Source organism: Streptomyces sp. NPDC093064 (genome assembly GCF_044754605.1).
GTDB lineage: Bacteria > Actinomycetota > Actinomycetes > Streptomycetales > Streptomycetaceae > Streptomyces.
Genome location: NZ_JBIVPK010000006.1, coordinates 129532 through 153583, shown reverse-complemented (window position 1 = coordinate 153583; position 24052 = coordinate 129532). Strand labels below are relative to the sequence as shown.

Sequence of the window (24052 nt, the reverse complement as noted above, 5' to 3'; positions counted from 1 at the left end):
CCGGTGACTTTCTCGAGGGTGGGAACGGTCGGGAAGAGGTGCGCTCGATGGGGGAGTGGTCAGGAGGACGCGAGTCCGGGTTCGCCGTGCGGGACGGCGGCGTGGTCCGCGGCAGGTGCCCGGCGGCCGTACACCGCCGCCACGACGACGAGTCCGAGCCCGGCTCCGAGCAACTGGGCCGCGATGAACGGGGCGACGGAGGCGGGCGCGATCCCGGCGAAGGTGTCGGTGAAGGCCCGGCCCACGGTCACGGCCGGGTTCGCGAACGAGGTCGAGGAGGTGAACCAGTAGGCGGCTCCGATGTACGAGGCCACCGCGGCCGGAGCCAGTGCCGAGCGGCCGACGCGCTCCAGACCGAAGATCAGGGCGATCAGCCCGGCGGTCGCCACGACCTCGCCCAGCCACAGATGACCGGCGAACCGGTCGTGGGTGGAGAACTTCACCAGCGGCCTGGCGAACATCGCGTCGGCCAGCACCGCCCCGCCGATCGCGCCCACCACCTGGGCCGGGACGTACGCGGCGACATCCCGCAGAGCGAGGCCACCCGGCCTGCGGCGGCCCGTGAACCACGCCGCGATCGTGACCGCGGGGTTGAAGTGCGCGCCGGAGACCGGACCGAACAAGGCGATCAGTACGGCCAGGCCGAAGAAGGTGGCGAGGGAGTTGGCGAGCAACTGCACGCCCACGTCGGGGGAGAGGGCGGCGGCCTGGATGCCGGAGCCGACGACGACCGCGACGAGCAGCCCGGTGCCGATGGCCTCGGCGGCGACGCGCCGGCCGAGCAGCGCGCTCACGCGCCGGCCTCCGCGGTCCGGGGAGCGTTCAGGAAGGCGGCGAGCTGGTCCAGCGCGCCCGGCAGCACCCAGTAGTAGACCCAGGTCCCGCGGCGTTCGCAGTCGATGAGTCCGGCCTGGCGCAGCTGCTTGAGGTGGTGGGAGATCGTCGGCTGGGACAGCTCGAAGGCGGGCGTCATCTCGCACACGCACACCTCTCCGCCCTCGCGCGAGGCGATCATCGACAGCAACCGCAGCCGGACCGGGTCTCCGAGGGCCTTGAACACCTTCGCCAGCTCCGCGGCCCGCTCCTCGTCCAGTGGCGCGGCGGCCAGGCCCCGGCAGCAGCCGGCGTCCTGGCCGATCACCTCAAGCCCTTGTTTCGACATGCCTCTATGTTGACGTTTTTCGATTCAGGGCGCAACCTTGCATCAATAAACGTCAATGCAAGGCGCTCCGGGGCATCGTCATGCCCCGTCACCCGGGAGTGAAGTCATGAGCGAGCAGCCCGCCACCCTGCACGGAACCACCCCCCTGCACGAGCCCACCCACCTGCGCGAAACCGTCCGTCTGCGCTACGCCGCGGCGGCCGCGAAGGTCACCGAGGGCGCCACCGCCTGCTGCGGACCGCAGCCCGTCGAGGTCGACGAGAACTTCGGCGCCGCCCTCTACGCCGCCGACGAACGCGACGCCCTGCCTACCGAGGCCGTCGCCGCCTCCCTCGGCTGCGGCAACCCCACCGCCGTCGCCGAGTTGCGCGAGGGCGAGCGCGTTCTCGACCTCGGCTCCGGAGGCGGCATCGACGTCCTGCTCTCCGCCCGCCGAGTCGGCCCCACCGGCAAGGCGTACGGCCTCGACATGACCGAGGAGATGCTCGCCCTGGCCCTCGCCAACGCGGAGAGGGCCGGCGCGACCAACGTCGAGTTCCTCAAGGGCACCATCGAGGCGATCCCGCTGCCCGCGCACACCATCGACGTCGTGATCTCCAACTGCGTCATCAACCTGTCCGTCGACAAGCCGGCCGTCTTCGCCGAGACCTTCCGCGTCCTGAAGCGGGGCGGCCGCATCGGCGTCTTCGACGTCGTCGCCGACGACGCCCTCACACCCGAGCAGCGCGCCGAACGCGGCGACTACGCCGGCTGCATCGCCGGCGCACTGTCCTTCGCCGAATACCGAGCGGGCCTGGAGGCCGCCGGCTTCACCGGCATCGAGATCACCCCGACCCACCCGGTCGCGGACGGCATGCACTCCGCGACCATCCGCGCCACCAAGCCGACGCTGACCGACACCTCCGCCTGAGCGGCGCCCCGGGTCGACAGGTGACGACCGGGGTGGAGGCGACTCGGACCGGCACCGCGCCGCCCCGGGACCTCAGTGGGCCCGGCCCCGGATCGGATGATCCCGGGCCGGGCCCCATGGGGCCGCAGCTCAGTCGAACGCGGCGGCGAACATGCCGGGCTCGTAGGAACCGCCCTGCTGGTGCACGATCACGGCGAGCCGGTTGGCCGCGTTGATCAGGGCGACCAGGGAGACCAGCGCGGCGATCTGGTCGTCGTCGTAATGCTTGCGCACCTGGGCCCAGGTCTCGTCGGACGCGCCCTGGTGGGCGTCGGCGAGCCGGGTTCCCTCTTCGGCGAGCGCCAGGGCGGCCCGCTCGGCTTCGGTGAACACGGTGGACTCGCGCCAGGCGGCGACCAGGTGGAGCCGTACGGCGGTCTCACCGGCGGCCGCCGCCTCCTTGGTGTGCATGTCGATGCACCAACCGCAGCCGTTGATCTGGCTGGCGCGCAGCGCCACCAGCTCCTGTGTGGACCTCGGCAGCGGAGACTGCTGGACCACCAGGCCGGCGCCTGCGAACCGCTTGGCGAACTTGGCGCCGATCTCGTTCTCGAACAGGTTGAACCGAGCGTTCATGATGTCGTCCTCACTCGTCACTCATCACTCGTCGTGTTGCGCTGGACGAACACGAGATGCCGGCGACCCGCTCTTTGTGACGGAGCGTCGGTGTGACGTGTGCCACCACTCATGGGTGTCACAAAGCCGCGCGGGCCGGTGTCTTGTGCGCCTGGCGTCGTCGGAAGCGAACAGACGGGAGCAGCCGGTGAAGAGCGAGCGCAGCGATGCACGGCGCTGCGGCCGGCACAGGTCAAGGTGCGCGGGGTGCGATGAGTTCTGGACGTCGCGGGGGTCCAACGTTCATGACGACTCAGATCCTCCGGACTCCCGAAGCCGACCTCGCCTACGACGTCCACGGCCCGCTGCCGACCGCCGACGGACGCCCGCCGCTGGTCATGATCGGCCAGCCCATGGACGCCGGCGGCTTTCGTGCCCTGGCGTCGCACTTCCCCGACCGCACCGTGGTCACCTACGACCCGCGCGGTCTCGGCCGCAGCACCCGCAAGGACGGCCGGGTCGACCACGCGCCCGAGCATCAGGCCGCCGACGTGCACGCCGTGATCGAGGCGCTCGGAACGGGCCCGGTCGAGATGTTCGCGAGCAGCGGCGGCGCCGTGACCGCGCTCGCCCTCGTGGCGGCGTACCCCGACGACGTGACCACCCTGGTGGCGCACGAGCCGCCGCTCATCCCGGTGCTTCCCGACGCCGTGGCCGCCGAGCGCGCCCGGGCCGCCGTCCGGCAGGCGTACGAGGACAAGGGCTGGGGTGCCGGTATGGCGGCGTTCATCGCGATGACCTCGTGGCGGGGCGAGTTCACCGACGACTACTTCGCCCAACCCGCCCCGGATCCCGCCGCGTTCGGGATGCCGACCGAGGACGACGGCTCCCGTGACGACCCGCTGCTCTCCGACCGGTCGTGGGCGGTCAGCGGTTACCGACCCTGCATCGACGCCCTGAACTCGGCGCCGACGCGGGTCCTGATCGCCGTCGGTGAGGAGACCCTCGACACCTTCACCGGACGTACCTCGGAGGCGGCGGCCGAACTGCTCGGTCAGCAGGCGACGGTGTTCCCCAGCCACCACGGTGGCTTCCTCGGCGGCGAGTCCGGCTACGCCGGTAAGCCCGAGGACTTCGCGCGCAGGTTGCGCGAGGTCCTCGACGCCGCTCGCTGACGATCGTCCTCCCTGCGCCCCGGTGCGACCGCCAACGGGTCGGAGGGAGGCAACGGGTGTGGCCGGCGCGAAGAGTTCGGGGGTCGTTTCAGAACTTGCCCATCTGCTCCGCCGTTCGGTGCCCCAGCCGCCGGCCGAACTCCGCGCAGAAGCCGGCGGAGAGCGGCGGCCACCCCCAGAAGTCGAAGGCGAGGGCGCCCACCGCGAAATTGGACTCCCACCGCCACTCGGTGACCGGGACCGAAGTACCGCAGGCGGAGCAGGGGGCACTGCCCTCACCCGTGTCCTTCCAGGCGGCGATGCCGTCCCTGAACGGCCGCCAGACCTCCTCGTCCGCCTCGAACTCCTCGGGATAGCGGATGATCACGGTCTTGGTCTCGCACCGGGGGCAGACGGCGTACTCCGCGTCGTCCACCCCCTGACCCCCGCAGTGGTGGTCGCGTCCGACGATCACGGCCACCGGGCCCGGTGGCCAGTCCGGGTCCGAGGAGTCGGCGACGGCCCGCGCCCAGTTCGGGCCCGGCACATAGCCCTCATCCACGTTCAGGCTGTACACCCCGTCGCCGGACGTCTCACGCGTGATCAGACCCTCGGTGACCATCCAATCGACCATCCGATCCGCGAGCGGCCCGGCCTCCTCGCCGGTCACCTCGACATCGACGATCCGCTCGAAGAAATCCCCCATCGCCCCTCCACGCCTCTCGATCGTTGTCCGTCACTGTGCCACCACCCTCTGACAACGCCGCGGCACCGGCTCGGGCACCGAAACCACCCCCGAGCGACCGGGGGACGGCGCCAAGCCGGGTGGCGCGGTCGGCGACGTCGAGGAGCTGTCGCTCCTCGTGGTGGCGGGCGACGAGGTGGAGACCGACGGGCGCCCCCTGGGGCGTGATCCCTGCCGGAAGGCTGAGCGCCGGATGACCGCTGAGGTTGAACGCCCAGGTCAGGGCGACGCTCATCCGCGTTCCTGGCCCGTCGTGGCCGTGCGGGGGGTGGGGCGTGGTGGGTGTGAGGACGAGGTCGGCTCGCCGGAAGCAGTCGCGCAGTCGCTCCTCGTTGGTGGTGACGACCCTGCTGACATCCTCGGTCGAGGAAGGCGCCCCCGCGCGGAGGGCCGTCCAGGCGGGGGCGGGGTCGACGAGTTTCAGGTCGGAGTCTTCGGCCAGGGTGATCAGTCCGGCCTCGGCGAGGCTTTCCGCCGAGCGGCGGGCGACGGCGGCGACCGCCGGATCGGTGTCCGCGTATCCCAAAGTGGCCGACCAGACCGCTGGGAGCGGGTACGTGGAGCGGACGGCCGGCACCGGCGACTCGGTCATCGCGTCGAGATGGGCGAGGGCGTCGCGAGGGTCGCCCACCAGCACGCCGGGCGAGTTCAAACCCGCCCGATCACGGGCCGGGAGCAGGCCATTGGTGGGCTTGAAGCCGACGATGCCGCACCACGCGGCGGGAATGCGCACCGATCCGGCACCGTCGGATCCACTGGCGAGAGGGACGAGTCCGGCGGCGACCGCGGCCGCCGAACCCGCGGACGAGCCGCCGGGCGACCACCCCGGATCGAGCGGGTTGAGGGTGGGACCCCGGTCCGTGTGCCCGTAGGTCTGCCAGCCACGGCTGGTACGCGGCACCGAGGTCGCACCCACCGGCACGCATCCGGCGGCCACCAGCCGGGTGTTCTGGTAGGAGCCGGGGCCCTCGCTCGCCTTGACGCCGATCGGCACACCCGCGAGAGGCAGTACGGCGCCGCGGGCGAGCCGCGCGTCGACATCGGCCGCGTGAGCGAGCGCCTGCTCGGCCCAGACCTCGGTGAACGCCCTTATGTCATCGTCGACTTCGGTGATCCGGGCCAAGGCGGCCTCGACGACGTCGACGGCCGTCATGTCGCCGTGCCGCACATGACGGGCGATGTCCAGGGCGGACAGATCCGCGTACTCGCTGGTGCCGATCACCTGCGTCCTTTCTTGCTCAGGCTTGCTCAGAACCTCCACCGCGTATGGGTGTACACCCCGCCGTCCCGGCCGAAGCCGTACGCCGTGCCCGGAGCCACCGCGAACACCACTGCGTCGCCCTTCCGGAACGCGTCCCCGATCCCGTGGAAGGTGCCCTCGGGGGAGGTGATGTGCGGCCCGTACTTGGCCTCGTACGCGGCGATCACCTCCTCCAGCAGCGCCGGATCGGCAACCTGTTCCGCCGTGCCCTCGACCACGAGGTCGAGCCCTTCGGTGAGCGAGTTTCCCCCGGTCGTCAGAGCGCAGTGCGCGTCATGAGCGAGATTCCTCGCCTTCTGTTCCCCCGGGCCGGTGGAGAAGTACAGCACCCCGTCGTGCCAGGCGGCGATCACGGGAGTGACGTGCAGCCGGCCGTCGGGCCGCACCGTGGACACCCAGAAGATCTCGGCGGACTTCAGCAGCCGCTGGGCCTCGGCCCATTCGGTGGCGGTGACCTCCGTGGCGCCCGGGCGGGGATTGAGTGCGGAGCTGTAGCGGGCGTCGAACTCGGTCGTGGGTTGCTTTGAGGTTCCCTGTGTCGGCATGGCGGAACTCCTTTCCCTCACCCATAACGACCGGCGGCCCGCGCCGAAATCATCGCTCCTCGGCGTGCGGGTGCCGCGCGATCGGGTGAACGTGCGGGTGGCCGACATCCGCCGCTTCTACGACGCGGCGGTCGCGAAGGGAGCGGAGTTCCTCACCCCGCCCGTCGACCGTCGCGCCGAGTTGCGCTGCTACCTGCGCGATCCGGACGGCTACCTCATCGAGGTGGGCCAGGCGACGGGTCTGCTCAAGGGCGAGCGGGCGCGCACCGACGACTGACACGGGCGGTGGCCGGGTGGACCCGCCGACATGCGGTGCGCGGCTGCCACTGAGCCTCAGCCGGAGGCGGGGTGGGGTGTGGGGGACCACAGTTGCGGGTCCGTCACCCCGCCCGGGCACGCGAGCGGGTCGATCGGCCATCCGGCGCGCCGGGCACCGGCCTGGTACGCGCTCTCGTAGAAGGCGAGCACGGCGGCACGCGGGTCGGCCTCGGCGCGGACCTCGTCGTACGGCAGCACGGCCAGGTGGCTGTCGATGCGGGCGACCCAGTGCGCTGCCGCGGGCAGGAGCGGCTCCTCGGCCAGGTGTGCCGGCTCGGGAGCGGTGTACGAGTAGAAGGCGGGCGCGGGGAAGGCGTCGTCGCCGAACCAGAAGCCGAAGCTGATCACCTCCCGGGAGTACGCCTCCCGGGTGACCGGGTCCACCTGCTGGGGCTGTTCGATGCGACGGTCGGAGAACCGGGTGTGCGCGATGTCGAAGGTGTGCCAGAAGTGGTGCACCGGGCTCACCTTCCCCGAATACCCCGCGGCGAATTCCTCCAGCACCGACGCCACCTGGCTGAGGACCCGCCAGTAGCGGTTGGCCTGCGCGGGGTTGTACGTCGCGTGCTCGGCGTCCTCGGCGAACGGCCGGCCGGAGTCGGGCAGGTCGAAGGGCCTGGGCACGTCGAGCCGCACCCGGATGCCCAGTGCGGCCAGCGAGTCCATGACCGCGGCGTGGAAGGACTTCACGGACTGGCCGACGAGCGGGAAGGAGATCTCCCGGCCGTCCAGCGTCGAGACGACCAGCCGATGCCCTACGAAGTCGAAGTCCATGGTGAAGATCGGGTTGCCGTCGACCTGTCCCATCGGACGCGTCGTGGTACCGCGCCCCGTGAGGTGGAACGGGACGTTCCACCAGTGGTTGCGCCGGGTGCTGGCGGCGAGGCGGACCTTCCCGATGATCTGCGCGAAGCGATGGAGCGTCTCTTTGGTGTCGTGCCACTCGGCGAGTGGGATCGGCGGGAACAGCTCCATGGTCATCATCCTTCCCATGCGGCCGACGCTCCTGACGGCCGGACCGGGGCCTGGATGACCATGATGGCCGCGTGGGGCAGGTGTGGCATCTCGTGCGAGACGGCTCTCGACGTCGAACGTCATCGCTTGGCGGGCGCGAGATCGTCGAGGAAGTCCGAGAGCAGGGTGTGCAGAGTGTCGGGCTGCTCCAGGTGCAGGTCGTGACCGGTTCCGGGGATGCTGACGGCCCGGGTGACGGGGCCTTGACGGAGCATGCCGTCGACTTCGTGCGGCGGGATGATGCTGGACCGGGCCAGCACCGCCAGGGTCGGGCACACGATCTGCTCCCACTCGTCCCAGAAGGATCGCCGGGCGTTCTCCGCCAGCGAGTCGACCATCACGTCCCGGTCGAAACGCGGCCACCAGCCACCGTCGCGTTCCTCCAGACCGGCTGCCCAGCCTTCGCCGACCGGGCCGCCGCCGAGGAACCGGACAGCCGCCTCCCGGGAGGTGAACGGCAGCGGCCACGAGCCCAGCCACCCGCCGATCTCGGCGGGAGCGTTCGGGTTCCCGGAACCCGGCCCGGCCTCGACGAGTACGAGCGCGCGGACCCGGTCGGGATGTGCGGCGGCGGTGAGCATGGCCGTGTGCCCGCCCAGGGACTGGCCGGCCAGTACCGGCTGTCGCAACCCCAGCTGGTCGGCAACGGCGATGACATCGGCGACGTACGCGGCACGGGAGACCTCCCGCGGGTGGCGTTCGGCGGCGCCGTGCCCTCGCTGGTCGACCGCGACCACCTGGTACCGGGAGCTCAGGCGCCGGGCTGTCGCGTCCCACTCGCCCGAATGGCCGGCCAGACCGTGCAACAGCACGACGGGCGGGCCAAGCCCGCCCCAGTCCCTGCAGACGAGTCGCACACCGTCTCGCGTCACGATGCGCTCGGACCACGTCATGTCGATCTCCCGTCGATCGTCGATCGCCTCAGTGGGTGGAACGGCCATGCAGGACCAGGGCCCAGGCCAGGCAGCCGAACGCACCCGTGGAGGTCACGGCGCGGACGATGTTCCAGGCGACCCAACCGGACTCGAAGCGCTCCCGCACGGCGGCGAGGTCGCCGATGCGGTCCGGTTGGCCGGCGGCGGCCAACTCGTCATTGAGCGGGACGTTGACCGCAGCGGTGATGACGAACATCGCCAGATACAGCACCAGCGCGGCGATGACGAACACGAAGACCCTGCGATCGCCGCCGGACCACTGCGCGACGGCGGCGAGCGCCAGCGCCAGGATCGCCCCCAGGAAGCACGTCATGAACCAACCGTTGAGGATCGCCTTGTTGATCTGCTGCATCGCGGTGACGAACGTGCGGTCGTCACCGCGGCGCAGACCGGGCATGACGGCGTAGGCGAAGGCCGCGAACAGACCGGCCATCAGGCCTGTGGCCAGGGTGGCCGCCAGCAGGGAAGGGGTGGCGAGTGCTTTCACGTCGTTTCCTCGTGTAGGTGACGATGCCGACGCCGGGGTCGAAGCCGCGGCGCGCGGCCGGCAGGAACCCGGTGGGGGCGAACGGGCCGTAGAACAGCGACGCCTTGGTGAAGCGCCTGGTGCCGGGAGAAGCCGCCCGACCATTCGGGACAGCCGCGGCTGGGAGCCGTCGTGTGCGGCCTCCGCGTCAGGACTCGGTGCCGATCGCTCCGATCGGGATGCAGTTGGTGCGCGTGACGTGCGTCTTGCCGCAGAGGGTGGCGCCGCTCAGGTTCTTGCCCGGCGCGGGGGGTTGCGGCATTCCCGCTGCCCCGTCCGCTCCGGGAACGACCGCGTCATGCCCGCCACAACCCGCCAGTGCGCCGACGGCCACGACCGTTGCGCACGCCCACCGCTTGGACGCTCCGATCCGCAGGTTCCTGCTCACTCTTCCCCCGTTTCAGCACACCATCAGATCAATAGGCGGATCACTCTAGGGGGTGCTTCTGACACGCGTCAGCAGGTCACTTGTGTGGTGTGCTGGGCCGGAGCACATGCTCGCGATGACCACCAGGCACCGCCCCTCACACGAATCCGGTGATCCGCCATGGCCCCACAGGTCCGCCACCCAGTCTTCGCCCGCTTCTACGCCCGTGTCGCCGGCCCCGGCCTGGAGAGGGCCGGCATCACGCGGTACCGAAAGCGCCTGGTGGCCGGTCTGTCCGGCCGGGTCATCGAGATCGGCGCGGGCAATGGACTGAACTTCCCGCACTACCCAGCCGAGGTGAGACGCGTCCTGGCCGTCGAGCCGGAGCCCCGACTGCGTGCCCTGGCCGCGCAAGCGGCCCGCGCCGTGCCCGCGGAGGTGGAGGTCGTGGACGGCCGGGCCGAGCAACTGCCGGTGCCCGACGCCTCATTCGACGCGGCCGTCGTGTGCCTCACGCTGTGCTCGGTGGCAGACCCGGCGGCGGCTTTGACCGAGATCCACCGCGTCCTGCGGCCCGGAGGCCGCATGCGGTTCTTCGAGCACGTCCAGGCGGACACGCCGGGCATGCGCCGCGTCCAGCGTGCCGTGGACGCGACCTTCTGGCCACTGCTGTGCGGAGGCTGCCACACCGGCCGCGACACCCAGTCCGCCATCACCGCGGCCGGGTTCACTCTCACGGAGGCGGAGAGGTTCGCCTTCCCCGAAACCCGCCTCCCCCTGCCGGCCGCCACCCACATCCTCGGCACGGCCGAGCGCCCCCGCGAGGCCGAGCACTGAACGTGCGCTGCCGCTCATCCGGTGTCGGGCAGGCACTCGGGACAGCCTGCGGCATCGGCCTTCTCCCGGGCCCGTCGCGCGTTCCCTTCGCGGACCGAGGCCAGCCACCGCCACGGTTCGATCTCGTCCGGGGTCAGGCCTGGGCACGCCAGTTGATGGGAGATGCGGCAGGTGGTGCCGGGTGAGGGTTCCTCCAGGTCGCCGTTCCACGCGGTGCCGTCGTTGTCGACGTGCCGGCGGTGGCCGCCGGGAACCGGCGGCGTGGGACCCCGGGCCCGCTCGGGCCGGAAGACATCCCGACGGGGATGGACCAGCCATACGGGGGGCGTAGCCCGGCCGTGCACCGCGGGCACCCGGAGCCGGAGGCGGCGTGATTTCGTCAGCGTTCCGCCGGTTGGTGACCGGCCCGGTAGACGAACGCCGGCGGCAGATTGGGCCACACCACCGCGGTGCGCTCCACCGTGGCGAAATGGCTGCGTAGTTCCGAGGCGAAGCGGCGGGCGGGCGGGGTCCAGGCCGCGTGGCAGTAGGCGAAGGTGGTGAAGCGGCCGCGCGGCCTCAGCACCTGGGCGACGGCTTCGAGAGTGCGGTGTCGCTGCCGTTCCGGCATGACGGTCCACGGCAGTCCGGAGACCACCGCGTGCACCGGCTCCCGGGTCACGGTGGCGACCTCGGATGCCGCGCCCCGGACGACGGTGAGCCGGTCGTCCCGGTGAGCGGCTTCGAGGCGGGCGGCGAACCCGGGATTGATCTCGATGGCGACCAGGCGCGTGCCCGGCGCCATCAGACGCAGGATCGACCGGGTGATCGCGCCCGTGCCGGGGCCGAGTTCGACGACGAGGGAGGCGGTCTCCAGCCCGATCCCACGGGTCATGGCGCGGGCCAGCCCCGGTGAGCTGGCGGCGATCGCCCCCGTCGTCAGCGGGTGTTCGAGGAATTGCGTGGTGATCGACACGCCGCTCATGCTCGGTACCCGCGGCGTAGCCGTACGTCGTGTCCGAGGGCCGGGTGTGTAGTCCTCGGGGAGGATCCCACTGCCCTCCACGGGACGACGTGCCGGGCTGCGGGGGCGGCATAGCTTGAGGCGGTGCTTCGTCTCATGGAGAGCCTGTCGCGCTGGCGGCGGCGTCATCCCTGGCTGCCGGACGCGGTGTTGGTGGTCCTGGTGGGCGTACCGCCCGTGATCCGCGAACAGGCCGGCTGGCGGCCGGTGTGGGTGCAGGCGGTGGTCCACGCCGCACTCGTCCTGCCGCTGCTGTGGCGGCGCCGGCACCCCCACGCCGTCGCCGTGGTGGTCACGGCAGCGTTCTGGGCGCAGTATCTGGGCCAGGTGTGGGGGCAGGAAGTGGGCCGGGGCGCCCTCGCCATGGCGGCGCTGCTCTACACGCTCGTGGTCGGCGGTCTGCGCCGCCCCGCCGCCGCGGCGGCCGTGTGCGCGGCCGGGTGCGTGCTGCTGTGGGTTCCGGACTGGCTGCGGTCCTACGAACAGGGGGCTCAAGGGGGGCGCGGCGCCTGGTGGACGCCCGCCTCCGTGATGTTCTGGCTGGCCGGGTCGTGGGTGTGGGGCGAGTACGTCCGGGCCCGGCGCGCCCATCTCGCCGAGTTCGCGCGCCGCACCGAACTGGCGGAGTCCCAGCGTGCCGTTCTGGCCCGCGCCGCCGTCGCCGACGAACGCGCACGGATCGCTCGTGAGATCCACGACATCCTCGCCCACGGCGTGAGCGTCATGGTCGTCAACGCCGAGGGCGGCAGGCTGGCCGGACATGCCGACCCGGAGGCCGCGCACCGGGCGCTCGAGACGATCAGCGCCACCGGCCGCGACGCGCTTGTCGAACTGCGCCGCCTGCTGGACGTGCTGCGCCCTCAGGAGGACGAGGAGGACGAGGAGGACGGGCACCCGCGCACCGGGCCGGACGGGCCGCAGCCGGGCCTGGGCGAGCTGCGCTCCCTCGTCGCCCGCTTCCCCGGTGCGGCCACCCTCGAACTGCGTGGGGACCGGCGCGGCCTGCCCCCGGGCGCCGCTCTGCAGACCTACCGGATCGTGCAGGAGGCGCTGACCAACGTCGTCAAACACGCCGCACCGAACGCCGCGGTCCGGGTCCTGGTCGAGGTCGGCTCTCCGGGGCCGGAGCGCCGCATCCGCATCCGCGTCGACAACTCGCCGGGCGTGGGAACCGCACCCAAGGTCGCCCTGCCCTCGGCCGGGCGGGGCGTCGAGGGGATGAGGCAGCGCTCGGCCCTCTACGGCGGCACCGTCTGCGCCGGTCCCACCCCTGAGGGCGGCTACCGCGTGGACGCGACGCTGCGGCCGGGGCCGCCCGCACCTGCCGGGGCGGTGCGGTGAGCGGGGCCGCGGCGCCGCGCCCTCCGTACCGTGTGCTGCTCTGCGACGACCAGGAGCTGATCCGGATGGGGCTGCGCATGGTGATCGGCAGCCAGCCCGACCTCACCGTCGTCGGGGAGGCCGCGGACGGGCACGCCGCCGTCGCCCTCAGCGCCGAACTGGAACCCGACCTCGTCCTCATGGACGTACGCATGCCGGACCTGGACGGCCTGGCCGCCACCCGGCACATCTGCGCCCGGCCGTCCGCTCCGAAGGTCCTCGTGGTGACCACCTTCGACCTCGACGAGTACGCCTACGGAGCGCTGCGCGCGGGCGCCAGCGGGTTCGTGGTCAAGGACGCGCTGGGGGAGGAGATCCTGGTCACCGTGCGGGCCGTGCTGCGAGGCGAGGTGATGATGGCGCCCTCCGTCATCCGCCGCCTCGTGGAGCGCTTCGTCCTGCCCGAGGCCCGCCCCGCCGAGCGTGAGCGGCTGTCGCGGCTGACCGAGCGCGAGCGTGAGGTGCTGGCCCTGGTCGCCCGGGGACTGAGCAACGCGGACATCGCCGCGCGCCTCTTCCTCGGCGAGACCACCGTCAAGACCCACCTCGGCCGCCTGCTGTCCAAGCTGGGCCTGCGGGACCGCGTCCACGCGGTCGTCTTCGCCTACGAGAGCGGCCTGGTCCGGGTGGGCGCCTGACTCCCGGCCGCCTGCTCCGGGCCCCGGCCCGACGGGGCGGGGCGCACACTGGAGGCAGAAGGACGTGCGACGTGAGCCGAGCCGTGGAGGTCGCCATGAGCACCCTCGAAGAACACATCGACGTCGGAGTCCCCATCGACAGCGCCTGGGACAGCCTTCACCGGGTGGAGAAATATCCCCGCTTCATGGACGGCGTGCGGGACGCCCGTGCGGAGGCCGATGGCCGCGCCCAGTTGGACATCGAGGCGGGCGGAAAGTCCCGGCAGATGGAAGCCGAGGTCTCCGACCGCCCCGGGGACCGCGTGATGGAATGGCACACCACGGGAGCACCGGAACTGAAGTGCTCCCTCACCCTGCACCCCATCGACCAGGGAAACACCCGGGTCCAGGCACGACTGGAGTACGACCCCGACACCGTCCGGGAGGCATTCGGCGGCCCCAGGGGATTCGCCCAGGCCAACGCGATCGAACGGCTCGTCCGCGGCGATCTGGAACACTTCCGCGAGTACGCCGAACACAGTCGGTGAGTGACGGGAAGACCCAAGCAAGACCCGCGAGCGAGCCGGCCGTGCTCGTCAGGGCAGTAGGCGCTGTTCCTTGGCGACGGCCACGGCGCCGGCGCGGGTGTCGACGCCGAGCTTGTCGTAGATGCGCCCCAGGTGCGTCTTGACGGTGGCCTCGCTCAGGAAGAGGGCCTTGGCGATGTCCCGGTTGGTCAGCCCGCGGGCCAGCTGGCCGAGGATGTCGCGCTCGCGGTCGGTGAGTGTGGGGCGCGGGCTGCGCATGCGGGTCATGACCCGTTGGGCGACGGGAGCGGACAGGGCGGTGCGGCCGGCGGCGGCGCTGTGGATGGCCGTGAACAGCTCGTCGGGGCGCTCGGCCTTGAGCAGGTAGCCGGTGGCGCCCGCCTCGATGGCACGGGTGATGTCGGCGTCGGTGTCGTAGGTCGTCAGGACCAGCACATGGACCGAGCCGCCGGAGTCGGCGGTGATGCGACGCGTGGCCTCCACACCGTCCATCCCGTCGCCGAGTTGCAGGTCCATGAGGACCACGTCGGGGACGAGCTTCGAGGCGAGCGCGACGGCCTCCGCGCCGCTGTCCGCCTCGCCCACCACGTCGATTCCCGGGGCGCTGCCGAGCAGGGCGCGCAGCCCGGCGCGGACCACGGCGTGGTCGTCGCACAGAACGAGCCGTACGGTCGTCGGTTCGGCGCCTTCGGTGGGTTCGGTCCGGTTCATGGAGTGGGGACCTCCGCGGTAGTGGGACGGTGCGGGACGGCCGCGGAGACGACGGTGCCGTCACCGGGCGCGGACTCGATGGTGAGGGTGCCACCCAGCTGGCCGACCCTGGCCCGGATCGCGGGCAGGCCGTGCCCGCGGACCCCGACGGCGCGCTCCTGCAGCGCGGCGGTGTCGAAGCCGCGGCCGTTGTCGGCGATGTCCAGCCGGACCTGGTCCTCCAGGTGGGTGAGGGTGAGGGCGGCCCGGGTGGCACCGGAGTGCTCCCGGACGTTGGCGAGGGCGCCCTGGGCGATGCGCAGCAGCGCGGACTGCACCCGGTCCGGCAGCCCGGACGGTCCCGGCGTGCCGTCGACGAGGCAGGTCACGGTGAGTTCGGGCGTGGTCTCGCGGGTGGCCAGGACCCGCAGGGCCGACTCCAGGCCACCGCCCTCGGCGAGGTCGGCGGGTGCCAGGTCGTGCACGAATCGGCGGGCCTCGGCCAGGCTGCTCTCGGCGATCGACCCGGCGGTGCGCAGATGGGCGCGGGCCCGCTCCGGTTCGGTTTCCCACAGCCGGTCGGCGGCCTGGAGGAGCATCCGTTGGCTCGACAGGCTCTGGGCGAGCGTGTCGTGGATCTCCATGGCCAGCCGCTGGCGCTCGGCGAGAGTGCCCTCGCGGCGCTCGGTGGCGGCGAGTTCGCGGCGGGTGCGCACCAGGTCGCGGATCAGGGCGGCCTGCCGGCTCGCCTGCCGGTCCATGTAGGTGAAGACCGCGGTCGCCAGGGCGGCGACGGCCGGGGGACCGATCACCAGGTCCACGTCGAGACGGTCGGCCAGCCGCAGTTGCGCGACGACGACGAAGGCGGTGAAGAACGTCACCAGGGTGAACGCGGCGGGCGTCGGCAGGGTGCGCAGCGCGGTGTAGAACAGCGGCACCGCGCACCAGGCGAAGCTGGGCGCCAGGGCGACCAGCACGGCCCACACGGCGACGAGCGCGCCCAGCCACAGCAGCCCGGTGAGGGGAGGCCGCCCGCGCCCCGCGGAGGCCGAGCCCAGGGAGGAGGGCGAATCCGTCCCGGGGACGGCCGCCGTGCCCGCGCCGGCCGCGGCGACCGCCGTGCGGTGGCCGACGACGTACAGCAGGGCGAGGACCCCGGTCAGGGCCAGGACAGCCGGTACCTGGGGCTGGGCGTTGTGCCGCTGGACGTACCGGAACAGGGCGGAGCCGAGCAGCAGGAAGAACGCCAGATGGATGACGAACGCCAGCCTGCGGGACTCGCTGTCGGCGGTGCTCGGGCCGGCCGGGGAGGGCCGGTTCCTGGACGGCATGGGCTGTTCCTCCCCGGCCGGGACGTACGGACATGGCGGTGGCTCGGCGGCGCGCAGGCCTCGGCGCGGCCTTGGCGGAAGGGCCCCGAGCTCGGCAAACACTGCCATTGTCGCCCGGCCGGCACGGCAGGGGGTCAACCGATCGGATGACCCTGACGTCCACCGTTCCACGCGCCGGAAGCAGCCGGTACGTCGACGGTCGGGCGCGCTGAGCGGGTCGAGGGTTGAGGCACGGCGCAGCAAGCGCCGAGTTCTCCGACACCCGCTCAGGTACGGCCGATCCGGCGGTCCGGGTGCCGGGGAACGTGACACGACTGGAGAGGTACCCGTGATGCAGCACAAGGCCAAGAAGCTCTCCGCCCGCGCCAAGGCCATCACCTCCGTGGCGGCCGTGGCAGCGGTCGGTGCCGGTGTGGTCGGAGCGGTGTCCGCCTCCGCCGACACCCCGGCCACCGCTCCGGTCGCGGCCGTGGCCGCGGTGAAGAGCAAGGCCACGACCACCAGCACCCACCTGACGGCCGACGCCGCCGCCGACGCCGCGCTGGCGGCGCTGAAGGCCGCCCAGAAGGAGGGCCAGCGGGTGACCGTCGCGGTGGTGGACCGCAACGGCAACACGATCGTCACCCTGCGCGGCGACGGTGCCGGCCCCCAGTCCTACGACTCGGCGATCAAGAAGGCGTACACCGCCGTCTCCTGGAACGCGCCCACCTCCGAGCTGGTCAAGCGCCTGGACTCGGCACCGACCCTGAAGGACATCCCGGGCACGCTGTTCCTGGCGGGCGGCGCCCCGGTCGCGTACAACAACGGCCCGATCGCGGGCATCGGTGTCGCTGGCGCCCCCTCCGGCGACCTGGACGAGAAGTTCGCCCAGGCCGGTGTCGCGGCGATCAGCAACGCGGGCTGACCCCGTCCTGTAGCACCACCCGAGTGACCGGCGTCCCAAAGTGAGCGACGTCCCCGAACCGGCGGGCACTCGGTCACCGCGGCGCGCGGGGGCATTCGCCCCGCGCGCCGCGGGTTCCGGCTTCTCCCGCCCTCCCGGCCCCTCGCCGACCACCCTTTTCCGCTCTTCTGCTTTGCTTGTCGTCCTTGCCGCCGACGCCGTTGTCGTCCCGTTGTCCGTTGCCACCCTGTGGAGGAGTTCCGTCGTGGCCAAGAAGTCGCTTTCCCCGACCGACCGCGCCCTGCTGGACGCCGCACACCACGGCGACGTCGCCGCCGTCCGCGAGGCGCTCGCAGCCGGCGCCGACCGAGAGGCACATGACGAGCAGGGCCGTACGCCCCTGTTGCGAGCGGCCCTCGCCGACGAGGTGGAGGCGGCCCGGGTACTGGTCGACGCGGGCGCGGACGTGAACGCGCAGGACGACCGCCTGGACAGCGCCTGGCTGGTGACCGGCGTCACCGGAAGCGTGCCGATGATGCGCGCACTGCTGCCCGGTGGGCCCGATCTGAGGCTGACCAACCGGTTCGGCGGGGTGTCGGTGATCCCGGCGAGCGAGCGCGGTCATGTGGCCTACGTACGGGCCGTACTGGCCGAGACCGGCATCGACGTCGACCACGTCAACCGGCTCGGCTGGACGGCGCTGCTGGAGGCGGTGATCCTCGGTGACGGCGGGCGCACGCATCAGGAGATCGTGGAGGTGCTGCTCGGGGCGGGCGCCGACCCGCTGCTGCCGGACGCCGACGGGACGACGGCCCGCGCCCACGCCGAACGCCGCGGCTTCCGCGGGATCGCGGCCCTGCTGCGCGAGGCCGAAGCGCAGACGGACTCGGAACGCGGCACGGCCGAGCGGCGATGAGCGGGCACACTAGTGCCGCGACAGGCAACGTTCGCCCCGTCGCGACGCCCGGCACGCTCCCCCGAGCTCTTCGAGCAGGGGGCCCCACTCGCCGCACCGGCCGAAAGCCCAAGTACGTCCAGTACGAGGACTTCCGGCCGACACTCCCCCAAGCTCTTCGAGCAGGGGGGACCCCCAGAGCACGCACCGGACGCCGCTCCTTCACGGGCAAACGTCGCCTGCCGCGGCACTGGTCATCGCGCCCGCACCGCGGTCGTCGCGGTGCGGGCGCGGTGACCGGACGCGCGCCGGGCGTTGACACGCCGGCCGCGCCCTCCCATCCCGCTGTCAGGAGGCGGCCGTGCCCGGCCGGCCGACGCGGAAGTCGCGGTGCAGTTCGCGCAGGCGGTCGGTCAGGGCCGGGACGGGGCCCTGCACCGTCAGACCGGGTACGACGTCCTGGATCGGCAGGCAGCGCACCGGGGAGGGCGGCACGTCCAGTTCGGACAGCCAGTCGGTCAACTGGGCGGCCGAGTGGGCGTAGACGATCCGGCCGAGGCCGGCCCAGCCGTGGGCGGCCGCGCACATGGGGCAGTGCTCCCCGGAGGTGAAGACGGTGGCCTCCGCCCGCTGTCGCTCGGTGAGATGGGCGGTGGCCCAGCGGACCAGCTCGAACTCCGGGTGCCGGGTGTTGTCGTCCAGACTGTTCACCCGGTTGCGGTCCTCCGCCAGGACCTGCCCGTCGGCACCGACCAGGACCGAGCCGAACGGCTCGTCCCCGGCCCGCACCGCCTCGGCAGCCAGCTCGACCGCGCGCTCCAGATGCCGCAGCTCGGCGGCGTTCGGTTCGATGAGGGTCATGACTGCTCCCTCAGGCGGCGGTGGGGGCGCCGGGGACACGGCGCTCGCCGCCGTTGTGCTTCTGCCAGAGCTGGTAGACCTCGACCGCGGCATCGCGCGGCTCGTAACGCATCGGCAGCCGGCGCTCGTCCCAGTTCTTGGCGAACTCCTCGTAGAAGTTGTCCAGTTCGAAGTACTTGCGGTCGTCCACGTAGTGCGGCTCATAGGCGTCCCGGGTGGTGAGGAAGACCACTTCGTCCGGTGAGCAGTAGTACAGGGACCCCAGGCACATCGGGCACGGCTGGGCGAGCACGTAGATCGTGGCGCCGACGAGGTGCTCGGTGCCCAGCTTGGTGCACGCCTCGCGGATGGCGAGGATCTCGGCGTGCGCCGTGGGGTCGTTGGTCTGGGCGACCCGGTTCGGGCTCTCGGCCAGGATCTCGCCGTCCTTGACGATGACGGTCGCGAACGGGCGGCCGCCCTCGGCGACGTTGCGGCGGGCGATGTCGATGGTGCGCTGTGCGAAGTCCATGAGGGGTGTCCTTCCGTAAGAGGAGGAAGCCGGGGCGGCCGGGCGAGCCCGCACCGCCCCGGAGCCGGTCCGATCGGGGCGGATCAGAAGGGCTTGGTGGGCAGGTACTTGCCGTCCAGGGTGATCACCGCGCGCTCGCCGCCCTCGGGGTCGGCGACCTTCTTCACGTCCAGCTTGAAGTTGATCGCGGAGATGATGCCGTCACCGAACTGCTCGTGCACCAGGGCCTTGAGCGTGGTGCCGTACACCTGGAGCATCTCGTAGAAGCGGTAGATGGTCGGGTCGGTCGGGATGCCACCGGGGATCGACCCCCGGGTCGGGATCGTCTGGAGCAGCGCGACCGCGTCGGAGTCCAGGCCGAGCAGCTCGCCGACGGCCTGGGCGGCCGGCTCGGGCAGGGCGTGCTGGCCGAGCACGGCGGCGGTGGTGAAGGCCACCGACAGGCCGGCCGCGTCCGCGATCTGCTGCCAGGTGAGGTCCTTGCGGATCTTGGCCTCGACGGCGGTGATGGCGAGGGCCTGCCGGGCGGTGGGGCCGAACTGGGCGTGCGGCATGGGGGGTTCCTTTCAGGGTTCAGGATCGGGGTTCATGGGGGTGGGGGGACACCCGGTCCCCTGCGAGGTGGCAGGGCCGGGACGATGGGGGGCCGTGGGCCGTGGGGCCGGACCGTGGTCAGGCCGCGGACGCGGTCGCCCGCGCTTCGGCGCCGACGTTCTCGACGCCTCCGGTGGCGATGTCGTAGACCCAGCCGTGCAGGGTGAGGGCGCCTTCGGCCAGACCGCGGGCGACCGAGGGGTGGGTGACCAGGTTCGCCAGCTGGGCGAGCACGTTCTGGCGCACCAGAGCGGCGACGTCCCCGCAGGCGGCGGTACGGGCGCGGGAGGCGTCCGCGTGCCGCAGCCACTGGGCGACCGCCGGCACCCCGCGCAGGTCGTGGGCCTCGGCCAGGGCCGTCATGGCGCCGCAGCCGGAGTGCCCGCACACCACGATGTCGGACACGCCGAGGACCGCCACGGCGTACTCGATGGTCGCCGCCACAGCGTCGGGGCCCGGCGCGTGGGACGGGACGAGGTTGCCCGCGGTGCGGACGACGAACAGCTCGCCCGGTTCGCTGGCCGTGATCAGCTCCGGGACGACGCGGGCGTCGGAGCAGCCGATGAACAGCGTGTGCGGCGTGTGGTTCTCGGCGAGGTGGGCGAACAGGTCCGCCTTGGCGGGGTGGACGTCCCGCTGGAAACGCGTGACGCCCTGGGCGAGGTCGCGCATGAGTCACTCCCTTCGATGGGTTCCGGCCTGCCGGACTCGGTGAATCCACCATGCATGACCTGGGTCTATAGAGTCCAAGACGCAGTACCCATGTCTGCCATTGGTCGCATCTATAATCGTTCCCATGGCTCTGGAACTGCGTCATCTGCGCTACCTGCTCGCCGTGGCCGAGCACGGCAGCTTCACCCGCGCTGCCGAAGACCTGCGCATCTCCCAGCCCACGCTCTCCCAGCAGGTCCGGCAACTGGAGCGGACCGTGGGGGTGCCGCTCCTCGACCGCACCGGCCGCAGCGTGCGGCTCACCGACGCGGGCGAGACGTACGCGCGCCACGCCCGCCGCGCCCTGCGGGACCTGGAGGCCGCCCAGCGCGCCGTCCAGGACGTCCAGGACCTGACCCGCGGCCACCTGCGCCTGGCCGCGACGCCGACGTTCACCTCCTATCTGGTGGGGCCCCTGGTCGCCGAAATGCACGCCCGTCATCCCGGCATCACCCTGGACGTCAAGGAGATGACCCAGGACCGCATCGAGTCGGTCCTGCTCGCCGACGACCTCGACCTCGGCATCGCCTTCTCCGGCTCCCACCTTCCCGGCGTCGTGGCGCAGACCCTGTTCACCGAGACCCTGAGCCTCGTCACCGGCGCCCCCGACCCCGAGGCGGGCCCGTCCCGGCCGCTACCGGTGGACGAACTGAGCAATCGGCAACTCGCGCTGCTGAACGGCGACTTCGCCACCCGGAGCCATATCGACGCCCACTTCGCGACCCACAAGGTGCAGCCCCGCATCGCGGTGGAGGCCAACTCCGTCCAGGCCCTCGTCGAGATCGTGCGACGCACCCCGATCGCCACCGTGCTTCCCGACGCCATCACCCACGGCCACCCGTACCTGCGCCCCGTCCCCCTCGAACCGGCCCTGCCCGCACGCACCGTCACGCTGCTGCGGCGCGGCAGCAGCTACCAGAGCGCCGCCGCCCGCGCCTTCATCCGCCTCACCCAGGACTTCGTCCGGGCCCGCGGCTACACCGACGCCCCGGAGTGACGTCCGGGGCCGGCCGTCCCAAGGACGTACCTGCTGCTCCTGACGGCAGGGGGCCTCGGCCAGGCCTGGGTGCTGTGGAGGGTGCTACGGGGGAAACAAGTGAGGTGAGTCGAGGGGCGGTTGCACGCTACAGTCGAACCCCCCACCACGAGGGTGGGGGACCGCGACAGCGAAAGGAGGGACAAGCCCATGATCGCCATGATCACCGCGCTTGAGTCCTCCCGGGGTGACGGCCATCTCTGACCCCGGAGCGGACGGGCGCTTTCACCGGAGCGTGCTTTGACCGTGATTCAGAACGACCTGACCATGCGTCCGATCACCGGACGCGAAGAACTCGACCTCTTCCGCCGACTGCCCTACAGCCTCAACGAGGAACTGGCGGACGACCTCGCCGCCGGCCGCCGACGGCCGGAATGGATGTGGGTCGCCATGCACGGCGACCGCCTGCTGGCCAGAGCGGCCTGGTGGAGCCGGCCAGGCGGCGACGCACCACTCATCCTGGACGTCCTCGACCTCGACGACGACATCCCGGGCCCCGATCGTGTGGACACCGGGGTGCGACTGCTGCGCACCGCGATGGCGGCCACCCTCCCGAACGGGTCGCGTCCCCCCGGGTACAGCCGCTTCATCCCGCCGGACTGGCGTGAGAACGCGGTGACCAGGCAAGTCGTCGAGGAGCGCATGACGGTGCTGGAACGCACCGGCGCGCGGCTCTTCGTCGAACGCCTGCGTCTGGAATGGCGTCCCGAATCGCCCGTTCCCGAGCCCGGCGGGCGCCTCGCGTTCCGACCCGTCCACGACGCCGGGGAACTCGTCACCCTGATGACGTCGGTCCTGGACGGGACGCTGGACGCACACGGCAGGGACGACCTGACCCGGATGTCCACTCACGAAGCGGCCGTCAAGCACTACGAGAGCGAACTCGCCCGCTACACCAGCCCGCGGGACTGGTGGCGCGTCGCGACCCTGCCCCACGGAGAGCCGGTGGGATTCGTCATCCCGGCCCACAACGGCTACAACCCCATCATCGCCTACATCGCGGTCCTGCCCGCCCATCGCGGCAAGGGGTACATCGACGACATCCTCGCCGAGGGCACCCGTGTGCTCGCCGAGCAGGACGTCCCCCGCATCCGAGCGTCCACGGACCTCGGCAACACCCCCATGGCGCACGCCTTCCACCGCGGCGGCTACGTCAATTTCGAACGCGAGATCAACATGACCTGGAGCTGACCGAGGCGGGGGCACCTACGAGGGTGCCCCCACCCGACTCGTCCCGCTCGCTCAGCCGATGGTGACGACGTGCGCCCAACGCGGCGGGGTGTCCGGGACGTAGGCGGGACTCTCTTCGTCCACGGCGCGGGCGGGGCGGGGGAAGAGACCTACGACGGTGCGGCAGGGCGGCTGCTCGGAGGGCCACGGCGTCTGGCCGTCCGTCAGGGCGACGATCACGTCCGGGCGGGGCCGGGAGCGCAGCGCCCGGGCGAAACCCGAGCGCAGATCCGTTCCCCCGCCGCCGATCAGTTCCATGTTCTCGGCGCGGCAGAGCGGGACGGCGACCCCCGCCGCCGCGTCGCAGGAGATCACCGAGACCAGATCGCGGCGTCCGCCCACCGCCCGTGAGATCGCCGCCACCTCCAGCAGCGCGCTGCCCAACTCGGCGTCGCTCACCGACCCGGAGGTGTCGATCACGACGCAGACCCGGGGCGGCGTACGGCGCAGGCTCGGCAGCAGCACCCCGGGGACAGCGGCGGAGCGCCGGGACGGGCGCCGGTAGCTGTGGTTCTCGCCCACCCCCGGCGCACCCGCCGCCGAGCGGACCGCCGCCCCCAGCAACTGCCGCCACGGCTGCGGCGGATGGAACGCCTCGTCCGCCCACCGGCGCCACCCGTCCGGCGCGCTGCCGGGCCGGCCCTTGATCCCCTCCGCGACCCGGAAGCGGACCGCGTCCCGCTGCTGCCTGCTCAGTCCGTGCGCCCCGTCGGGTCCCAGCTCCCACGGCCTGTCCTGCCCGTCGGCGCCGCCGCCGCAGTCCAGCCAGGCGAGGTCCGCGGTGAGCCCTGACATCGACGCCGTCCGCAGGTACTCCTCCATCAGCAGTCCGTCGGGCAGCCGCAGCAGCGACGGCAGCACCGCACCGGTGGGCAGGGGCAGACCTTCACCGTAGATGTCGTCGTTGATCTCGAAGTCGGCGGCGATGTTCCGCCGTAGCCTTCCCCAGCCTTCGGCCGCGGGGACCCCCCTCCCGCTTCGCTCGCCCGGCCCGTGCTCCTCGTGCTCCCGCGCATACCGCTCGCCCCGCCCGTGGTGGTCCCGCAGCAGATGGGAGACCTCGTGCACCCAGACGCCCGCCAGCTCCTCCACCGGGGTGCGCGCCACGAAGCCGGGGGAGACGTAGCAGCGCCAGTGCGCGTCCACCGCCATCGTCGGCACCGCCCGGTCCTCCACCACGTGCAGGGCGAAGAGCGCGGCGGCCAGGTAGGGGCGGACTTTCACCGCGTGCAGCCGGGCGGCCAGCAACTTCTCCATGTCCAGCGGGAGTCCTGGCCGGCCGGCCCGACCGCCGGGGCCGGCCGGTGGCTCCGGCACGGTGGCGTGTACGGGGCGCGGCGGCGCGGGCCGGGACACCGGGCGCGGCAGTGGGCGCGGCGCCGGGCGCTTCGCGG

The 24052-nt window shown here is 72.2% G+C and carries 28 protein-coding genes and 1 pseudogene; 11 read left to right on the top strand and 18 right to left on the bottom strand.

The features are described 5' to 3' along the window. Positions 1-59: 59 nt before the first annotated feature. Positions 60-794 (bottom strand): aquaporin, encoded by a 735-nt coding sequence (locus tag ACIQFZ_RS10260; protein ID WP_383061162.1) that lies wholly within the window; start codon positions 792-794, stop codon positions 60-62. After that, the gene (locus ACIQFZ_RS10255; protein ID WP_365429967.1) at positions 791-1162 is read right to left on the bottom strand and encodes a metalloregulator ArsR/SmtB family transcription factor; all 372 of its coding nucleotides are present in this window, start codon (positions 1160-1162) and stop codon (positions 791-793) included. The genes ACIQFZ_RS10260 and ACIQFZ_RS10255 overlap by 4 nt, the downstream gene beginning before the upstream one ends. Positions 1163-1268: 106 nt before the next feature. Here ACIQFZ_RS10255 and arsM point away from each other — a divergent pair, with 106 nt between their 5' ends. Next, positions 1269-2072 carry an arsenite methyltransferase gene (gene arsM / locus ACIQFZ_RS10250; protein ID WP_402691033.1) on the top strand — a complete coding sequence of 268 codons (804 nt, stop codon included), beginning with the start codon at positions 1269-1271 and terminating at the stop codon, positions 2070-2072. A gap of 129 nt (positions 2073-2201) precedes the next feature. On the opposite strand, the gene ACIQFZ_RS10245 is transcribed toward arsM, so the two are convergent. Further along, positions 2202-2687 carry a carboxymuconolactone decarboxylase family protein gene (locus ACIQFZ_RS10245; protein ID WP_383061158.1) on the bottom strand — a complete coding sequence of 162 codons (486 nt, stop codon included), beginning with the start codon at positions 2685-2687 and terminating at the stop codon, positions 2202-2204. Positions 2688-2971: 284 nt separating this feature from the next. Between ACIQFZ_RS10245 and ACIQFZ_RS10240 the strand changes: the two genes are divergently transcribed. Continuing rightward, the gene (locus ACIQFZ_RS10240) at positions 2972-3841 is read left to right on the top strand and encodes an alpha/beta fold hydrolase (protein ID WP_402691032.1); all 870 of its coding nucleotides are present in this window, start codon (positions 2972-2974) and stop codon (positions 3839-3841) included. Between the two features lie 88 nt (positions 3842-3929). Here ACIQFZ_RS10240 and ACIQFZ_RS10235 read toward each other — a convergent pair whose 3' ends face one another. From ACIQFZ_RS10235 to ACIQFZ_RS10225, 3 genes are read right to left on the bottom strand one after another with little or no spacing between them, the layout of a single operon-like run. Then, positions 3930-4442 (bottom strand): hypothetical protein, encoded by a 513-nt coding sequence (locus ACIQFZ_RS10235; RefSeq protein WP_402691031.1) that lies wholly within the window; start codon positions 4440-4442, stop codon positions 3930-3932. Continuing rightward, positions 4414-5787, bottom strand: a complete 1374-nt coding sequence (locus tag ACIQFZ_RS10230; protein ID WP_402691030.1) for an amidase — start codon at positions 5785-5787, stop codon at positions 4414-4416. The genes ACIQFZ_RS10235 and ACIQFZ_RS10230 overlap by 29 nt, the downstream gene beginning before the upstream one ends. Positions 5788-5813: 26 nt before the next feature. Beyond that, positions 5814-6371: a pyridoxamine 5'-phosphate oxidase family protein gene (locus ACIQFZ_RS10225; RefSeq protein WP_376606932.1), complete on the bottom strand. Its 558-nt coding sequence runs from the start codon at positions 6369-6371 to the stop codon at positions 5814-5816. A gap of 88 nt (positions 6372-6459) precedes the next feature. Between ACIQFZ_RS10225 and ACIQFZ_RS10220 the strand changes: the two are divergent. Next, a pseudogene (locus ACIQFZ_RS10220) lies at positions 6460-6648 on the top strand (VOC family protein); the annotation flags it as partial. A 56-nt stretch (positions 6649-6704) separates the two neighbouring features. Here ACIQFZ_RS10220 and ACIQFZ_RS10215 read toward each other — a convergent pair. The 3 genes from ACIQFZ_RS10215 to ACIQFZ_RS10205 all read right to left on the bottom strand — a co-directional run bounded on the left by ACIQFZ_RS10215 (position 6705) and on the right by ACIQFZ_RS10205 (position 9071). After that, complete coding sequence (locus ACIQFZ_RS10215; RefSeq protein ID WP_383061181.1) at positions 6705-7664, bottom strand: DUF5996 family protein; 960 nt, start codon at positions 7662-7664, stop codon at positions 6705-6707. A gap of 119 nt (positions 7665-7783) precedes the next feature. Further along, complete coding sequence (locus ACIQFZ_RS10210; RefSeq protein WP_402691029.1) at positions 7784-8596, bottom strand: alpha/beta fold hydrolase; 813 nt, start codon at positions 8594-8596, stop codon at positions 7784-7786. A 28-nt stretch (positions 8597-8624) separates the two neighbouring features. Continuing rightward, a complete protein-coding gene (locus ACIQFZ_RS10205) occupies positions 8625-9071 on the bottom strand; it encodes a DUF1772 domain-containing protein (RefSeq protein ID WP_376651540.1) in 447 nt (148 codons plus the stop codon). 640 nt (positions 9072-9711) lie between these two features. Between ACIQFZ_RS10205 and ACIQFZ_RS10200 the strand changes: the two genes are divergently transcribed. Then, complete coding sequence (locus ACIQFZ_RS10200; protein WP_402691028.1) at positions 9712-10368, top strand: class I SAM-dependent methyltransferase; 657 nt, start codon at positions 9712-9714, stop codon at positions 10366-10368. Positions 10369-10382: 14 nt separating this feature from the next. Here ACIQFZ_RS10200 and ACIQFZ_RS10195 read toward each other — a convergent pair whose 3' ends face one another. Both ACIQFZ_RS10195 and ACIQFZ_RS10190 read right to left on the bottom strand, forming a co-directional pair. After that, positions 10383-10712: a DUF6083 domain-containing protein gene (locus ACIQFZ_RS10195; protein WP_365432413.1), complete on the bottom strand. Its 330-nt coding sequence runs from the start codon at positions 10710-10712 to the stop codon at positions 10383-10385. Positions 10713-10747: 35 nt separating this feature from the next. Beyond that, the gene (locus tag ACIQFZ_RS10190; protein WP_402691027.1) at positions 10748-11332 is read right to left on the bottom strand and encodes a class I SAM-dependent methyltransferase; all 585 of its coding nucleotides are present in this window, start codon (positions 11330-11332) and stop codon (positions 10748-10750) included. A gap of 135 nt (positions 11333-11467) precedes the next feature. Between ACIQFZ_RS10190 and ACIQFZ_RS10185 the strand changes: the two genes are divergently transcribed. From ACIQFZ_RS10185 to ACIQFZ_RS10175, 3 genes are all read left to right on the top strand, one after another. After that, positions 11468-12712 (top strand): sensor histidine kinase, encoded by a 1245-nt coding sequence (locus ACIQFZ_RS10185; protein ID WP_402691026.1) that lies wholly within the window; start codon positions 11468-11470, stop codon positions 12710-12712. Continuing rightward, on the top strand, positions 12709-13389 hold the full coding sequence (locus tag ACIQFZ_RS10180) for a response regulator transcription factor (protein WP_365432422.1): 681 nt from the start codon (positions 12709-12711) through the stop codon (positions 13387-13389). The genes ACIQFZ_RS10185 and ACIQFZ_RS10180 overlap by 4 nt, the downstream gene beginning before the upstream one ends. Before the next feature lie 71 nt (positions 13390-13460). After that, complete coding sequence (locus tag ACIQFZ_RS10175) at positions 13461-13916, top strand: SRPBCC family protein (protein WP_365432425.1); 456 nt, start codon at positions 13461-13463, stop codon at positions 13914-13916. A gap of 48 nt (positions 13917-13964) precedes the next feature. Here ACIQFZ_RS10175 and ACIQFZ_RS10170 read toward each other — a convergent pair whose 3' ends face one another. Further along, positions 13965-14627, bottom strand: a complete 663-nt coding sequence (locus ACIQFZ_RS10170; protein WP_383061146.1) for a response regulator — start codon at positions 14625-14627, stop codon at positions 13965-13967. After that, complete coding sequence (locus ACIQFZ_RS10165; RefSeq protein WP_383061145.1) at positions 14624-15937, bottom strand: sensor histidine kinase; 1314 nt, start codon at positions 15935-15937, stop codon at positions 14624-14626. The genes ACIQFZ_RS10170 and ACIQFZ_RS10165 overlap by 4 nt, the downstream gene beginning before the upstream one ends. A 331-nt stretch (positions 15938-16268) precedes the next feature. On the opposite strand from ACIQFZ_RS10165, the gene ACIQFZ_RS10160 reads away from it, so the two are divergent. Both ACIQFZ_RS10160 and ACIQFZ_RS10155 read left to right on the top strand, forming a co-directional pair. Next, positions 16269-16841, top strand: a complete 573-nt coding sequence (locus tag ACIQFZ_RS10160; protein ID WP_402691086.1) for a heme-binding protein — start codon at positions 16269-16271, stop codon at positions 16839-16841. A gap of 244 nt (positions 16842-17085) precedes the next feature. Beyond that, on the top strand, positions 17086-17736 hold the full coding sequence (locus tag ACIQFZ_RS10155) for an ankyrin repeat domain-containing protein (protein ID WP_402691025.1): 651 nt from the start codon (positions 17086-17088) through the stop codon (positions 17734-17736). A 327-nt stretch (positions 17737-18063) separates the two neighbouring features. On the opposite strand, the gene ACIQFZ_RS10150 is transcribed toward ACIQFZ_RS10155, so the two are convergent. The 4 genes from ACIQFZ_RS10150 to ACIQFZ_RS10135 all read right to left on the bottom strand — a co-directional run bounded on the left by ACIQFZ_RS10150 (position 18064) and on the right by ACIQFZ_RS10135 (position 20353). After that, positions 18064-18576 carry a nucleoside deaminase gene (locus tag ACIQFZ_RS10150; protein WP_402691024.1) on the bottom strand — a complete coding sequence of 171 codons (513 nt, stop codon included), beginning with the start codon at positions 18574-18576 and terminating at the stop codon, positions 18064-18066. 10 nt (positions 18577-18586) lie between these two features. Continuing rightward, the gene (locus tag ACIQFZ_RS10145) at positions 18587-19087 is read right to left on the bottom strand and encodes a nucleoside deaminase (protein WP_365422987.1); all 501 of its coding nucleotides are present in this window, start codon (positions 19085-19087) and stop codon (positions 18587-18589) included. 83 nt (positions 19088-19170) lie between these two features. Next, positions 19171-19641 carry a cyanase gene (cynS, locus tag ACIQFZ_RS10140; RefSeq protein WP_383058412.1) on the bottom strand — a complete coding sequence of 157 codons (471 nt, stop codon included), beginning with the start codon at positions 19639-19641 and terminating at the stop codon, positions 19171-19173. A 118-nt stretch (positions 19642-19759) separates the two neighbouring features. Continuing rightward, a complete protein-coding gene (locus ACIQFZ_RS10135) occupies positions 19760-20353 on the bottom strand; it encodes a carbonic anhydrase (RefSeq protein ID WP_383058413.1) in 594 nt (197 codons plus the stop codon). A gap of 124 nt (positions 20354-20477) precedes the next feature. On the opposite strand from ACIQFZ_RS10135, the gene cynR reads away from it, so the two are divergent. Continuing rightward, a complete protein-coding gene (cynR, locus tag ACIQFZ_RS10130) occupies positions 20478-21389 on the top strand; it encodes a transcriptional regulator CynR (protein WP_402691023.1) in 912 nt (303 codons plus the stop codon). 306 nt (positions 21390-21695) lie between these two features. Then, positions 21696-22619: a GNAT family N-acetyltransferase gene (locus ACIQFZ_RS10125; RefSeq protein WP_402691085.1), complete on the top strand. Its 924-nt coding sequence runs from the start codon at positions 21696-21698 to the stop codon at positions 22617-22619. Between the two features lie 51 nt (positions 22620-22670). Here the strand turns inward: ACIQFZ_RS10125 and ACIQFZ_RS10120 are convergent, their stop codons facing one another. Then, positions 22671-23915, bottom strand: coding sequence for a DUF2201 family putative metallopeptidase (locus ACIQFZ_RS10120; RefSeq protein WP_383058416.1), 1245 nt, complete (start codon positions 23913-23915; stop codon positions 22671-22673). Positions 23916-24052 lie beyond the last annotated feature (137 nt).

What these genes read in the sequence shown, in the direction of transcription:
- ACIQFZ_RS10255 (WP_365429967.1), bottom strand. Translation starts at nt 1,162, where the DNA reads ATGTCGAAACAAGGGCTTGAGGTGATCGGCCAGGACGCCGGCTGCTGC.
- arsM (WP_402691033.1), top strand. Translation starts at nt 1,269, where the DNA reads ATGAGCGAGCAGCCCGCCACCCTGCACGGAACCACCCCCCTGCACGAG.
- ACIQFZ_RS10245 (WP_383061158.1), bottom strand. Translation starts at nt 2,687, where the DNA reads ATGAACGCTCGGTTCAACCTGTTCGAGAACGAGATCGGCGCCAAGTTC.
- ACIQFZ_RS10240 (WP_402691032.1), top strand. Translation starts at nt 2,972, where the DNA reads ATGACGACTCAGATCCTCCGGACTCCCGAAGCCGACCTCGCCTACGAC.
- ACIQFZ_RS10235 (WP_402691031.1), bottom strand. Translation starts at nt 4,442, where the DNA reads ATGGTCACCGAGGGTCTGATCACGCGTGAGACGTCCGGCGACGGGGTG.
- ACIQFZ_RS10225 (WP_376606932.1), bottom strand. Translation starts at nt 6,371, where the DNA reads ATGCCGACACAGGGAACCTCAAAGCAACCCACGACCGAGTTCGACGCC.
- ACIQFZ_RS10215 (WP_383061181.1), bottom strand. Translation starts at nt 7,664, where the DNA reads ATGGAGCTGTTCCCGCCGATCCCACTCGCCGAGTGGCACGACACCAAA.
- ACIQFZ_RS10210 (WP_402691029.1), bottom strand. Translation starts at nt 8,596, where the DNA reads ATGACGTGGTCCGAGCGCATCGTGACGCGAGACGGTGTGCGACTCGTC.
- ACIQFZ_RS10205 (WP_376651540.1), bottom strand. Translation starts at nt 9,071, where the DNA reads ATGGCCGGTCTGTTCGCGGCCTTCGCCTACGCCGTCATGCCCGGTCTG.
- ACIQFZ_RS10200 (WP_402691028.1), top strand. Translation starts at nt 9,712, where the DNA reads ATGGCCCCACAGGTCCGCCACCCAGTCTTCGCCCGCTTCTACGCCCGT.
- ACIQFZ_RS10190 (WP_402691027.1), bottom strand. Translation starts at nt 11,332, where the DNA reads ATGAGCGGCGTGTCGATCACCACGCAATTCCTCGAACACCCGCTGACG.
- ACIQFZ_RS10185 (WP_402691026.1), top strand. Translation starts at nt 11,468, where the DNA reads ATGGAGAGCCTGTCGCGCTGGCGGCGGCGTCATCCCTGGCTGCCGGAC.
- ACIQFZ_RS10170 (WP_383061146.1), bottom strand. Translation starts at nt 14,627, where the DNA reads ATGAACCGGACCGAACCCACCGAAGGCGCCGAACCGACGACCGTACGG.
- ACIQFZ_RS10165 (WP_383061145.1), bottom strand. Translation starts at nt 15,937, where the DNA reads ATGCCGTCCAGGAACCGGCCCTCCCCGGCCGGCCCGAGCACCGCCGAC.
- ACIQFZ_RS10160 (WP_402691086.1), top strand. Translation starts at nt 16,269, where the DNA reads ATGCAGCACAAGGCCAAGAAGCTCTCCGCCCGCGCCAAGGCCATCACC.
- ACIQFZ_RS10150 (WP_402691024.1), bottom strand. Translation starts at nt 18,576, where the DNA reads ATGACCCTCATCGAACCGAACGCCGCCGAGCTGCGGCATCTGGAGCGC.
- ACIQFZ_RS10145 (WP_365422987.1), bottom strand. Translation starts at nt 19,087, where the DNA reads ATGGACTTCGCACAGCGCACCATCGACATCGCCCGCCGCAACGTCGCC.
- cynS (WP_383058412.1), bottom strand. Translation starts at nt 19,641, where the DNA reads ATGCCGCACGCCCAGTTCGGCCCCACCGCCCGGCAGGCCCTCGCCATC.
- ACIQFZ_RS10135 (WP_383058413.1), bottom strand. Translation starts at nt 20,353, where the DNA reads ATGCGCGACCTCGCCCAGGGCGTCACGCGTTTCCAGCGGGACGTCCAC.
- cynR (WP_402691023.1), top strand. Translation starts at nt 20,478, where the DNA reads ATGGCTCTGGAACTGCGTCATCTGCGCTACCTGCTCGCCGTGGCCGAG.
- ACIQFZ_RS10125 (WP_402691085.1), top strand. Translation starts at nt 21,696, where the DNA reads ATGCGTCCGATCACCGGACGCGAAGAACTCGACCTCTTCCGCCGACTG.
- ACIQFZ_RS10120 (WP_383058416.1), bottom strand. Translation starts at nt 23,915, where the DNA reads ATGGAGAAGTTGCTGGCCGCCCGGCTGCACGCGGTGAAAGTCCGCCCC.